Origin of the sequence: Paraburkholderia sp. BR14374, from assembly GCF_040948685.1 — a bacterium.
GTDB lineage: Bacteria > Pseudomonadota > Gammaproteobacteria > Burkholderiales > Burkholderiaceae > Paraburkholderia > Paraburkholderia youngii.
Window position 1 is genome coordinate 603964 of the sequence record NZ_JBFPKF010000002.1, and the last position, 12826, is coordinate 616789.

12 protein-coding genes are annotated in these 12826 nt (G+C 63.3%); 4 read left to right on the plus strand and 8 right to left on the minus strand.

Going from position 1 to position 12826, the window contains the following annotated elements:
* Positions 1–29: 29 nt before the first annotated feature.
* The 4 genes from earP to AB3X86_RS06695 all read left to right on the plus strand — a co-directional run bounded on the left by earP (position 30) and on the right by AB3X86_RS06695 (position 4224).
* On the plus strand, positions 30–1223 hold the full coding sequence (gene earP / locus AB3X86_RS06680; RefSeq protein WP_368595339.1) for an elongation factor P maturation arginine rhamnosyltransferase EarP: 1194 nt from the start codon (positions 30–32) through the stop codon (positions 1221–1223).
* A gap of 392 nt (positions 1224–1615) precedes the next feature.
* Positions 1616–2173 carry an elongation factor P gene (gene efp / locus AB3X86_RS06685; protein ID WP_176105469.1) on the plus strand — a complete coding sequence of 186 codons (558 nt, stop codon included), beginning with the start codon at positions 1616–1618 and terminating at the stop codon, positions 2171–2173.
* 272 nt (positions 2174–2445) lie between these two features.
* The gene (locus AB3X86_RS06690; RefSeq protein WP_368595340.1) at positions 2446–2652 is read left to right on the plus strand and encodes a CsbD family protein; all 207 of its coding nucleotides are present in this window, start codon (positions 2446–2448) and stop codon (positions 2650–2652) included.
* Positions 2653–2841: 189 nt separating this feature from the next.
* The gene (locus AB3X86_RS06695) at positions 2842–4224 is read left to right on the plus strand and encodes a sigma-54-dependent transcriptional regulator (protein WP_368595341.1); all 1383 of its coding nucleotides are present in this window, start codon (positions 2842–2844) and stop codon (positions 4222–4224) included.
* 82 nt (positions 4225–4306) lie between these two features.
* Here AB3X86_RS06695 and nagZ read toward each other — a convergent pair whose 3' ends face one another.
* The 8 genes from nagZ to lepA form a co-directional block, all read right to left on the minus strand.
* Positions 4307–5335 (minus strand): beta-N-acetylhexosaminidase, encoded by a 1029-nt coding sequence (nagZ, locus tag AB3X86_RS06700; RefSeq protein WP_368595342.1) that lies wholly within the window; start codon positions 5333–5335, stop codon positions 4307–4309.
* A 67-nt stretch (positions 5336–5402) separates the two neighbouring features.
* Entirely contained in the window at positions 5403–5870 is a 468-nt protein-coding gene (acpS, locus tag AB3X86_RS06705; protein WP_176124164.1) for a holo-ACP synthase, read from the minus strand.
* Between the two features lie 24 nt (positions 5871–5894).
* A complete protein-coding gene (pdxJ, locus tag AB3X86_RS06710; protein WP_176105465.1) occupies positions 5895–6659 on the minus strand; it encodes a pyridoxine 5'-phosphate synthase in 765 nt (254 codons plus the stop codon).
* Positions 6656–7579 (minus strand): DNA repair protein RecO, encoded by a 924-nt coding sequence (gene recO / locus AB3X86_RS06715; protein WP_368595343.1) that lies wholly within the window; start codon positions 7577–7579, stop codon positions 6656–6658. Before recO ends, pdxJ begins: the two co-directional genes overlap by 4 nt.
* Positions 7566–8465, minus strand: coding sequence for a GTPase Era (era, locus tag AB3X86_RS06720; protein WP_026228279.1), 900 nt, complete (start codon positions 8463–8465; stop codon positions 7566–7568). Before era ends, recO begins: the two co-directional genes overlap by 14 nt.
* Before the next feature lie 54 nt (positions 8466–8519).
* The gene (rnc, locus tag AB3X86_RS06725) at positions 8520–9794 is read right to left on the minus strand and encodes a ribonuclease III (protein WP_368595344.1); all 1275 of its coding nucleotides are present in this window, start codon (positions 9792–9794) and stop codon (positions 8520–8522) included.
* A gap of 192 nt (positions 9795–9986) precedes the next feature.
* The gene (lepB, locus tag AB3X86_RS06730; protein WP_013090047.1) at positions 9987–10880 is read right to left on the minus strand and encodes a signal peptidase I; all 894 of its coding nucleotides are present in this window, start codon (positions 10878–10880) and stop codon (positions 9987–9989) included.
* 18 nt (positions 10881–10898) lie between these two features.
* Positions 10899–12692, minus strand: coding sequence for a translation elongation factor 4 (gene lepA, locus AB3X86_RS06735; protein WP_368595345.1), 1794 nt, complete (start codon positions 12690–12692; stop codon positions 10899–10901).
* Positions 12693–12826: the final 134 nt, after the last annotated feature.

Sequence of the window (12826 nt, forward strand, 5' to 3'; positions counted from 1 at the left end):
GCCGGAGTCACCGAGCCAGCCGAGCCGCCATGTCCTCCGTCGCACCCGCCTCCGGATCACCCGCCGCCCCTGCCAACCCGATCGCCTGCGATATCTTCTGCGCGGTCATCGACAACTTCGGCGACATCGGCGTGTGCTGGCGCCTCGCGCGCCAACTCGCGCACGAGCATGGCTGGCAGGTGCGCGTGTTCGTCGACGATCTGCATGCGTTCAAGAGGCTGTGCCCGTCGCTCGTGCTCCAGCGTGCGCGGCAGACGCTCGACGGCATTGTCATCGAGCATTGGCACGAGCCGTCTCATGCGGGCAACACGCTCGAAGTCGCCGACGTCGTGATCGAGGCGTTCGGCTGCGAACTGCCTCCGGTCTATATCACGGCGATGGCCGAGCGTGCGCGCGCGCCGCTGTGGTTCAACCTCGAATATCTGAGCGCCGAGGACTGGATCGCCGATTTTCATTTGCGGCCGTCGCCGCATCCGCGCTACGCGCTCAGCAAGATCTTCTTTTTTCCCGGCCTCGGCCCCGGCACCGGTGGCGTCTTGAAGGAGCGCGATCTCGACGCGGCGCGCGCCGCGTTCGAAGGCTCGCCGGCCGCGCGCACCGACTGGTGGCGCAACGTCACGGGCCACGCGCCGCCGCCCCCCGACGCGACCGTCGTTTCGCTGTTCGCATACGAAAACCCGGCCGTCGACAGCCTGCTCGAACAATGGCGCGACAGCGCAGGCCCGATCGTGCTGCTGGTGCCCGAAGGTCGCATTTCCGGCGCGCTCGCGCGTTTTTTCGGCCTACCGTCGTTTGCGGCGGGCACCTATGCGACGCGCGGCAACCTCAGCGCGCACGCACTCGCCTTCACCGAACAGCCGGGCTACGACGCACTGCTATGGGCGAGCGACATCAATTTCGTCCGCGGCGAGGACTCGTTCGTGCGCGCGCAGTGGGCCGCCAAGCCGTTCGTCTGGCACATCTATCCGCAGGCCGACGACGCCCATCTGCCAAAGCTCGACGCCGCGCTCGCGCACTACACGCGCACGCTGACCAAGGACGCCCGCGCCGCGCTCGGGCGTTTCTGGCACGCGTGGAACGGCGCGGGCCAGCCGGACTGGGCGGATTTCCAGCGCCACTATCCGGCGCTTAAGCGGCGCGCCGCCGCTTGGGCGGTCGAACTCGCGCAAGTCGGCGATCTCGCCGGAAATCTGACCTCGTTCGCAAAAACTCAGTTAAAATAAGCGGTTATCCAACGGCCGACGACGCAAGCGCGGCCCGATTCGAGCAATAACCCCATGGTCAGCCCGTCTGACCGGTCCCCTCGAAAAACACAGCACGTGTCCCAATCTCCTGGTCGGGCACGCGAATGTCAAAAAAGGGACGTATGTTTGGGCGTGTTGCAGATCGGCGCCACTCGTGTACACGCCCGAACAGGGTAAAAACTCAGGTAACGGACAGGTGGAAACGCCGGGGCATCACGCCGCGATTTTCGCCGTGAGCCGGTCCCGTTTCACGCATCCGGGCTGCGGTCGCTTCGAGCGGCGCGCGGCAGGCGGTGGCGAAACGCCGAAGCCGCTTGGCACCTATGCCGTTGAGCAACAGTTAAGCTATTTATCTCGTACAGGACAGTTTTATGAAGACCGCACAGGAACTCCGCACCGGCAACGTCGTGATGATCGGCGCAGACGCAATGGTCGTGCAAAAGGCCGAATACAACAAATCGGGCCGTAACTCCGCCGTCGTCAAAATGAAGTTCAAGAACCTGCTGACCGGCGCAGGCATGGAAACCGTGTACAAGGCGGACGACAAGTTCGACGTCGTCGTGCTCGAGCGCAAGGAAGTGACCTACTCGTACTTCGCCGACCCGATGTACGTGTTCATGGACGCCGACTACAACCAGTACGAAGTCGAAGCCGAAATGATGGGCGATGCGATGAACTACCTCGAAGACGGCATGGCTTGCGAAGTCGTGTTCTACAACGAGAAGGCCATCTCGGTCGAACTGCCGACCACGCTGGTTCGCGAAATCATCTACACGGAACCGGCAGTCAAGGGCGACACGTCGTCGGGCAAGGTCCTGAAGAACGCCAAGCTGAACACCGGCTTTGAACTGCAAGTGCCGCTCTTCTGCAACATCGGCGACAAGATCGAAATCGACACCCGTACGCACGAGTACCGCAGCCGCGCCTAAACGGCGGCCTGCGTCACCCCGCCAGCGCCGGCGCCCTGCCGGCCTGCGCCCAGAGCGCTCAATTTTGGGCGCTTTTTCTTTTCTGTCGCGCCGTGTATGGTTTAGGAAAACTTTACCGGCAAATTTCTCAAAATTGCCATCGCGACATCCTGAATTCGCGTCGCGCGCGCGGCAGGCCCTTGATCCATTTCATCCAAGCTTTTTGGCACGATCCCTGCTAGGTGGAGAGAGTTACGCGAGTACCGCTCAATTTCCACCTTGGGAGAGCCACCATGAACAACGACATTGCTGAAGGTAAATGGAAACAGATGGTCGGCAAGGCGAAGGCCGCATGGGGCGAACTGACCGACGACGAACTGACCAAGGCCGAAGGCCGGGCCGACAAGCTCGCCGGTCTGATTCAGGAACGCTATGGCAAAACCCGTGAAGAGGCGGAACTCGAAGTGCGCCGGTTTTTCGATAGCAACCGGGATTTCTGACAGGAGCAGTGCAGGAACTACAGGCGCCGGCCCGCGCCGCTCAAGACGCAGTGCCGGCGGCTGTCGTTTTTTCACCGTACGAGGACCGTTCGTTTAGCCCTGTCATCGAGCCCCCAGGAGCCCGCGGTGCGCGCCATCAGCGTTGGCGGCGCGCCGGGCATTCAACCCATTCATAAAATTGCGCTCGCCATGCCACACGCCCTGATTGTTGAAGACGATCCCAATAGCCTGTCCGGGCTGTCGGCAATCCTCGCTGCCGACGGCTTTTCAGTCGACACCGCGACCACGCTCGCCGAGGCGCGCGGCGCATTGACGCGCTTCATTCCGGACGTCGTGCTCGTCGACCTGAATCTGCCGGATGGCAGCGGACTCGATCTGTTGCAGCATCTGCCCGCGCATCCGCCAGGCGGCGCGCTTCCGGTGATCGTGATGACCGGCAATGCGACCGTCGAGAGTGCGATCGAGGGCTTGCGGCACGGTATCTGGGACTATCTGCTGAAGCCGGTCAACATCCCGCGTCTGCGCAGCCTGCTCGCGCGCATTCCGCGGCCGTATGAACTAACCGAGGAAGTCCAGGCGCTGCGCGCATCGCTGCGTCAACTCGGACGCTTCGGTTCGATGCTCGGCCGCAGCAGCACGATTCAGCACGTGTACGACACGATCGAGCGGCTCGCGCCGACCGAAGCGGCGGTGCTGATCTCCGGCGAAGCCGGCACCGGCAAGGAGATCGCCGCGCACACGCTGCACGACATGAGCCGCCGTCGCAAAGGCCCATTCGTCACCTTCGATTGCCGCGGCGCGGCGGCCGGCGGCCTCAATCGCTCGCTCGACAGCATGCTGTTCGGCCACGAACGCGGCGCGTTCGGCGGCGCCGAGCAGCGCGAGCCAGGCCTCTTCGAACAGGCGAGCGGCGGCACGCTGTTCATCAACGAAATCACCGAGCTGCCGCGCGCGCAGCAGGAAGCGCTGTTGCGCGCGCTCGATTCGCAGACCTTTATGCGCGTGGGCGGTAGCAACCAGATCGTGACCGACTTCCGACTGATCGCGTCGACGCGCAAACCGCCGCGCGCGGCGGTCGCGGACGGCTCGCTGCATCAGGACCTCGCGCTGCGTCTCGAAGCCGCCGCGGTCAACCTGCCGCCGCTGCGCGAGCGCGGCGAAGATCCGGTGCTGATCGCGCAAGCAGTCGTCGACGAACTGAATATGGAAGCGACCGCGCGCGGCACGGCCGAGGTCGCGAAGCAGGCGGGGCCGAACTTCCTGCGCGAATGCCTTGCGTACGACTGGCCGGGCAACGTGCGCGAGCTGCAGGAACGCGTGCGGCGCGCCTATCAGGCATCCGGCGACGTGATCGAATCGTTGCGCGCCGACGAAACCGGCACGACCAACGGCCGCGATCTGAACGGCAGCCGCGTTCAGGTGACGGTCGGCACGCCGCTCGCGGATGTCGAAGAAATGCTGATTCGAGCGACGCTCGATGCGGTCGGCGGCACGCGGCATCGCGCCGCGTCGTTGCTGGGAATCAGCCCGAAGACGCTCTACAACAAGCTGCAGCGCATGCGCTTGAACTGAGCGATTGCTCGACGGCGGTTCGAGCCAGTCGGAGCTGATAAAAAAAATGGCGCCTTGAATTGCTTCAAGGCGCCATTGCCATTTATACAAAGGTACTGCGAACCAGCTTCTGCGCTTCGGCGTACCGTGGCTCGGCCATCAGCTTGCTCCACGTGAGCGCCTTGCCGCGCGGCCGCATGCGCTTCAGCCGCCGCAGCGATTCCTTCGACGGCGTGACGCGCAGTGCGTCGAGCACCTTCTCCGCTTCGTCCGGCTGGTTGCAGATCAGCACCATGTCGCAGCCGGCCTCCAGCGCGGCTTGCGCGCCTTCGGTCAGCGTGCCGCCCTGGCGCGCGGCTTCCATCGATAGATCGTCGCTGAAGATCGCCCCTTCGAAGCCGAGCTTGCCGCGCAGGATGTCTTGCAGCCAGATGCGCGAGAAGCCGGCCGGTTTCGCATCGACCGCCGGATAGACGACGTGCGCGGGCAGCACCGCGCCAAGCGACAGACCGAGCCAGTCGTACGGCGCGACGTCGTTGCCGAGGATCTCGTCGAGCGGGCGTTCGTCGACGGGCATCGCGACGTGCGAATCGGCCTGCGCGAATCCGTGCCCCGGAAAATGCTTGCCGCAGTTGCTCATGCCGGCGAGCGCGAGACCGTGATTCAGGCTCTTCGCGAGCAGCGCGACCACGCGCGGATCGCGATGGAACGCGCGATCGCCGATCACCTGCGAGTGCCCATAGTCGAGGTCGAGCACTGGCGTGAAGCTCATGTCGACACCGCATGCGCGCAATTCCGCGGCGAGGACGTAGCCGACCGCGGTCGTCACCTTCGTCGCGTGCAGCACGTCCTCGTCCCACAACGCGCCGAGCTTGCCCATCGACGGCAGCACCGTGAAGCCGTCGGTACGAAAGCGCTGCACGCGGCCGCCTTCGTGATCGACCGCGATCAGCAGATCCGGGCGAATCGCGCGGATCGCATCGGTCAGCGCGACCAGTTGCGCGCGGCTCTCATAGTGCCGCGCGAACAGGATCACGCCGCCGGTCATCGGGTGCGCGAGACGCCTTTTGTCATCGCGGTTCAGCGTTTTGCCGACCACGTCGAGCATCACCGGTCCGGGTGTGGTTTTCATCGAATTCCGCTGGAAAAGAGTCTGACGCAAAGACAAACGCGACCGTGAGCGGCCGCGTTCAACGTTTTCATTCGGTGGCGGAGTGCGCGGACGAAGCCCGCGACGCCGGCGCGGCAAACGAACCTTCCGTCTCGTCCGGCCGCTGCGTCTCGGCGATCACGAATGACACCGCGTAATCACGCTCGTCGCTGATCGTCACGCGCGCCGTGATGCCGCGCGCGTCGAGCCAATCGGCCAGCTCGCCGGAGGCGACCACCATCGGCTCGCCGCTCGGCCGGTTCAGCGTCTGCAACGCGCGCCAGCTCATCGGCCAGTGCATGCCGAGGCCGATTGCCTTCGAGAACGCCTCTTTCGCCGAAAAACGTGTCGCGAGAAACGCGAGACCGCGCGCCGCCGAACGGGCCTGACGCGCGTGGTAGACGCGAAGTTCGTCGGGACCGAGCACCTTCTCGGCGAAACGGCCATTGGTGCGGGTCATCACCGCTGCGACACGGCTGACCTGAACGATGTCGGTGCCGATTCCGTAGATTGCCATGCGTGCGTCCGTCGCGAGATTGGGTTACGCGCGCGCGCCGAGACGCGCGGCGACCATGATCGCCTTCATCTCGCGCACCGCGTTGTCCCAGCCCGCGAAGATCGCGTGCGCGACGATCGCATGGCCGATGTTGAGTTCGACGATGCCGTCGATAGCCGCGATCTGCTGCACGTTCGTGTAGTGCAGGCCGTGGCCCGCGTTCACCTTGAGGCCGAGCGTCGTGCCGAATTCGACCGCGCGCACGATGCGCTCGTATTCGCGCTGCTGTTCGGCAGGATCGTGCGCTTCCGCGTAACGGCCGGTGTGCAGCTCGATCACCGGTGCGCCGGCTTCGTGCGCGGCGCGAATCTGCGTTTCGTCGGGATCGATGAACAGCGACACGCGCGAGTTGGCATCCGCCAGTTGCTTGCAAGCGGCGCGCACCGCCTCGAACTGGCCGGCGACGTCGAGACCGCCTTCGGTCGTCAGCTCCGCGCGCTTTTCCGGCACGAGGCACACGTCGTGCGGCTGCACTTCGCACGCGATGTCGAGCATTTCGGCCGTGACCGCGCATTCGAGATTCATACGCGTTTTCAGCAGCGGACGCAGCTTGTGCACGTCGGCGTCGACGATATGCCGGCGATCTTCGCGCAGGTGCAGCGTGATCGCATCGGCGCCGGCTTCTTCGGCCATCAGCGCGGCGCGGATCGGATCGGGATAGGACGTGCCACGCGCGTTGCGCAGCGTGGCAACGTGGTCGATATTCACGCCGAGGTCGATCACGGTCGGCGAAGTCAGGAAGAAGCTCATAAGTTCTGCAGGTCGATCAGGATCTGGCGGGTAGCAAGCGGCGCGCCGCCGAGATAGGTGTTGAGCAGGAAGCGCATCAGCGTTTTGCTTTGCGCGACGGTCTGCGCTCGATGGTAATCGTCCTTTTCCATATCGAGCAAGGTTTGTCCCGATACCACCGGCCACTGCGCGGGCCATTCGTCCGATGCCTCGCGCACGCCGCGCTCGGGATCGAACACGTAGCGGCCGTCGGCGAGCACGGCCTTGCGCGCGACCGTGCGGTCGAGCGCCATCGCGTAGCCGGTCTCGCGCAGCAGCACGCGCTCGAACGAGCGCAGCACCTGCACCGGCGGCTCATCGTGCGCAAGACGCGTCAGCGTGACGACGTAGTGATGGAACAACTGCGGATGCGGGTCTTCGCGCGCACAGAAGCGCACCAGCAGTTCGTTGACATAGAAACCGCACAGCAGCGCGTCGCCGGTCAGCGGCAGCATGCCGCCGACCCACTCCGCGCCGGTCAGCGTGCGCATTTCGGATTTGCCCGACCATGCGAGCGACAAAGGCTGGAAAGTTTGCAACACGCCGCGCAACGCAGAGTGCGGGCGCTTTGCGCCCTTCGCGACGAGCGCGAGACGACCGTGATCGCGCGACAGCACGTCGATGATCAGGCTGGTCTCGCGATACGGGTAGCTATGCAGCACGAACGCGGGCTGCTCGGTGATCCGGTATTCGGATGTGGAGGTGCGCGGCGCGCGACGCGCCGGCGCTTTGCGCGGCTCGCCATCGTCGGCGGGCGCGCTATTCGCGCTTTTCGCGCTATTCGCGCCTTTTGCCTGAGCCGACGACTTCCTCGCGCTACGCGCGGGCCGCGACGGCTCGTGCTCCGGTTGGTCCGGAGTCTCGTCTGAATTGAGCGTCATCCACGCGTCATTCGTACCCATACGCACGAAGCCCGGCTTCGTTGTCGGCCCAGCCGCTCTTCACCTTGACGAAGGTCTCGAGATACACCGGCCCGTCGAACAGCTTCGCCATGTCGAGGCGCGCCTCGGTGCTGATCTGCTTCAGTTTCGCGCCCTTCTGGCCGATGATCATCGCCTTGTGCGTGTCGCGATCGACGAGAATCGTCGCGAAGATACGGCGCAGTCGCCCTTCGGTTTCGAACTTGTCGATCAGCACGGTGCTGGTGTACGGCAGTTCGTCGCCGGTCCAGCGGAAGACTTTCTCGCGCAGGATTTCGGCCGCAAGGAAGCGCTCGCTGCGATCGGTCAGGTCGTCCTCGCCGTAGATCGGCTCGCCTTCCGGCAGGAACGGCTTGATGGTCGCCATCAGACGCTTGATGTCGTCGGTATTTTTCGCCGACAGCGGCACGATCTCGTTGAACTCGCGCAGCGTGCTCATCTGCTGCATGAACGGGAACAGCGAGTCTTTATCCGACACGCGATCGAGCTTGTTCGCGATCAGCAACGTCGGCACCTTCGCGGGGATCAGGTCGAGTACCTTCTGGTCGTCGGGGCCGAAGCGGCCTGCTTCGATGACGAACAGGATCGCATCGACCGAGGTCAGCGTCGACGTGACGGCGCGATTCAGCGAGCGGTTCAGCGCGCCGCTGTGCCTGGTCTGGAAACCGGGCGTGTCGACGAAGATGTACTGGGCGTCTTCGAGCGTGTTGATGCCGGTGATGCGATGGCGCGTGGTCTGCGCCTTGCGCGACGTGATGCTGACTTTCTGGCCGACCAGCGCGTTCATCAGCGTGGACTTGCCGACGTTCGGGCGGCCGACGATCGCGACCATGCCGCAGCGAAAACCAGTGGGAGTGGGAGCGTTCATATTCGGACTACGGCAGGTTCAGGTCGGCGCGCGCGACGCGCACGCCGATGGCAATCAATGGCCCGCATCGGCGACGCGCGTTTGCACCGCGCCGGCGACGCCGGGTTCGTGTTCGGCAGGTGCCGCCGAGACAACCGACGCGGGCGCGGCGGAAACGCCCGATGAGGCAGTGCCCGGCGCGGCTTCGCGGTTACGCTGACGCTCCGCGCTGCGCGCGTGTGACGGCGCGTCGGCTTTGAGGTCGGGGGTCTTGTCCGCTGAGTGTTTTTCGGCCGGCTTGTCGACAGGTTTCTCGCCTGAGTGCACCGAAACCTTGTCGGCTCTCTCCGCCTTTTCGGACTTCTCGGCGCGCTCCGGCTTGTCATGTCCGCTGTACTCTACATGCGCGGCACGGATGACGGCCAACGGCGCACCGGCGGCGCCCGGCGCTGCACGCTCGGCTGCAGGCCTTTCAGCCGCTGATTTTTCCACGGCAGACTTGTCGGCGTGGGCTTCAACCGCAGCAGGCGCGCGCCCTTCGCCGCGCGCGCTCTTGCGATCCGGTGTGCGTAAATCCAGTGCGGCCTGCACGCCGGTCACGCCCGGCACGATTTCCTGCTCGGCGTTTTTCGCGGCGCGCGCGCTTTTCGAACGCTTCGGCTTCGCAACTACGGCAGGCGCCGCGGCCATTACTTCGTCGAGCGCTTTCTTTGCGGCCGCCTGCTCCGCCGCGCGACGGCTCGCGCCCGAGCCGGACACCTTGACGTCGAGCTTTGGCACCGTGCATTCGACTTCGAATTGTTGATTGTGCGCCGCACCATGGGTGGCGACGACCGTATAGGTAGGCAATGCAATCTTGTGGCCCTGCAGATACTCCTGCAGCAGCGTCTTAGCGTCCTTGCCGAGCGTACGCGGGTCGATATGGTCGAGGATTGGCACGTAGAGGCGTTTGATAACCGTCTGCGCAGCGTCGAAGCCGCCGTCGAGAAATATCGCACCGAGCACCGCCTCGAGCGTATCCGCGAGGATAGACGGCCGGCGGAAGCCGCCGCTGCGCAATTCACCCTCGCCGAGGCGCAGGCCCTCGGAGATATTGAGTGCCTGAGCAATCTCGTAAAGGGACTGCTGTTTGACCAGATTGGCACGCACGCGCGACAGATCGCCTTCGTCGAGTTTGCCGAAACGTTGGAACAAAAGCGCAGCCACCGCGCAATTCAGAACGGAGTCGCCGAGAAATTCGAGCCGTTCGTTGTGCGTGGAGCTGTGACTGCGGTGTGTTAAAGCCTGGCGCAGCAATTCCGCATTGCGAAATTCATAGCGCAAACGGCTTTCCAACGGAGATAGAGGCATGGGCAGAGTATAACGCGGGCGCCTGACCCGGCGGAAAGGCGGGGCGCCAGAGGAAAAAGCGTGGTGAAGCGACGTTACCGCGAGTTCTTAAAGTAGCATGACAACACGCCGCGACCGAGATAACCGGTGCCGGTTATTCGCGCGGCGTGTGACCGCTCATGAAGTGATCACGAAGCGATCAATGCACACGACTCACTGGAAGGAGCCGATGCGTCGCAGATCGCTGAAGTTCATCCAGATGAAAAATGCGCGGCCGACGATATTGCGTTCAGGCGCAAAACCCCAGTACCGGCTATCCGCGCTGTTGTCTCGGTTATCGCCCATCATGAAGAAGTTGCCCGGCGGCACTTTGCAGATCACGCCACGTGCGTTGTATTGGCAGTTGTCGCGATAGGGGAAGTCTTCCGCACCAACGATGAACGGCGGCACCGCCGGATTATTCAGAATCGCGTTCTTGCGGCCGTCGATATCTTCCTGGAACTGCTTCGCATAGCCGAGCCGCTCTTCGTCGAGATAATCGGGCAGCGGCGTTTCTGGCACCGGCTTGCCGTTGACGGTCAACTTCTTGTCCTGATACTCGACCACATCGCCCGGCAGGCCAATCACACGCTTGATGTAGTCGACCGATTCGTCTTTCGGATAACGGAACACCACCACGTCGCCGCGCTGGACCGGACGGCCCTGCGTGATCCTCGTGTTGGTGATCGGCAAACGAAGACCGTATTCGAATTTATTGACGAGGATGAAGTCGCCCACCAGCAGCGTCGGCACCATGGAGCCGGATGGGATCTTGAACGGCTCGACCACGAACGAGCGCACGACGAACACCACCAGAATCACCGGAAAAAAGCTCGCCGTATATTCGAGCCACCACGGCTGACGCAGCTTGTCGTCACGCAAACGCGCGCGGGTTTGCGCGGCGTTTTCATCGGCGAAACGCTCGCCGATGCGCGCCTGCTGACGATCGAATTCGGCGACTGCGGCTTCCGCCTCGCGGCGCCGTTTCGGCAGGAAAACCAGTTTGTCCGCGACCCATGCGACACCCGTCAAAACGACGAGCACAAAAAGAATCAGCGCGAAATTCATAGGGTTCCGTTATTCAACTTATTTGTCTTCGACACGCAGAATAGCGAGGAAAGCCTCTTGCGGGATTTCAACCGAGCCCACCTGCTTCATTCGCTTCTTGCCTGCCTTCTGCTTTTCAAGCAGCTTCTTCTTACGCGTGATATCACCGCCGTAGCATTTTGCCAGCACGTTCTTACGCAACGCTTTAATGTTTTCGCGCGCGATAATGTTCGAACCGATCGTGGCTTGAACCGCCACGTCGTACATCTGACGCGGAATCAGCTCGCGCATTTTCGCTGCCACTTCGCGGCCGCGATACTGGCTTTGCGAGCGATGCACGATCACCGACAGCGCATCGACCTTGTCGCCGTTGATCAGCATGTCGACCTTCACGACGTCCGACGCGCGGTATTCCTTGAACTCGTAATCCATCGACGCGTAACCCCGCGAAATCGACTTCAGACGATCGAAGAAATCGAGCACGACTTCGCCCATCGGGATTTCGTACGTCAGCTGGACCTGACGACCGTGATACTGCATGTTGATCTGGTTGCCGCGCTTCTGCGTACACAACGTGATCACCGCGCCGACGTAGTCTTGCGGCATGTAGAGGTTCACGGTGACGATCGGCTCGCGCACTTCCTCGATCTTCGATGGCTCCGGCATCTTGGCCGGATTCTCGACCATCAGGGTCGTGCCGTCGCGCTGCAGAACTTCGTAGACCACGGTCGGCGCCGTCGTGATCAGGTCCATGTCGAACTCACGCTCGAGACGTTCCTGCACGATTTCCATGTGCAACAGACCGAGGAAGCCGCAGCGGAACCCGAAACCGAGCGCTTGCGACACTTCCGGCTCGTACTGCAGCGACGCGTCGTTCAGCTTCAGCTTTTCGAGCGAGTCGCGCAGCGCGTCGTACTGGTTCGCTTCGACCGGATAGAGACCCGCGAACACCTGCGGCTTCACCTCCTTGAAGCCCGGCAGCGGCTCGGCCGCCGGCTGGTTCACCAGCGTAACCGTGTCGCCGACCTTCGCCGCCGCGAGTTCCTTGATGCCGGCGATGATGAAGCCCACCTGCCCCGCCGACAGCGATTCGAGATTCTTCGACTTCGGCGTGAACACGCCGATATGTTCCACCGGATACTGCGCGCCGGTTGCCATCAGGCGGATCTTGTCCTTCGGACGCAGCATGCCGTTGACGATGCGCACGAGCATCACGACACCGACGTAGTTGTCGAACCACGAGTCGATGATGAGCGCCTGCAGCGGCGCTTCCGGATCGCCCTTCGGCGGCGGTACTTTCGCGATCAGCGCTTCGAGCACGTCTTCGACGCCGAAGCCGGTCTTCGCGCTGCAATGTGTGGCGTCGGTCGCATCGATGCCGATCACGTCCTCGATCTCGGCGATCGCGTTTTCGGGGTTCGCCGCCGGCAGATCGATCTTGTTCAACACCGGCACCACTTCGACGCCGAGTTCGATGGCCGTGTAGCAGTTGGCGACGGTTTGCGCCTCCACGCCCTGGCTCGCGTCGACGACGAGCAGCGCACCTTCGCACGCGGACAGCGAGCGGCTGACTTCGTACGAGAAGTCAACGTGCCCGGGGGTGTCGATCATGTTCAGGTTGTAGACTCGGCCGTCGCGCGCGCGATACGACAACGCGGCGGTTTGCGCCTTGATGGTAATGCCGCGCTCGCGCTCGAGATCCATCGAGTCGAGCACCTGAGCTTCCATTTCGCGGTCGGACAGACCACCACAAATCTGGATGATGCGATCGGCGAGCGTCGACTTGCCATGGTCGATGTGCGCAATGATCGAGAAGTTACGAATATGATCCATTCAGTGCCGATCAAGCGAAAAGGCGCGCCCGGACAATAGCGGAGCACGCCTTGTAAGTAGGTGAAAAACCTATCTATTTTAGCCGAAAAGCCCCTCGGCCGGCGCATCTTGCATAGCGCGGGCCTCAAGACTAC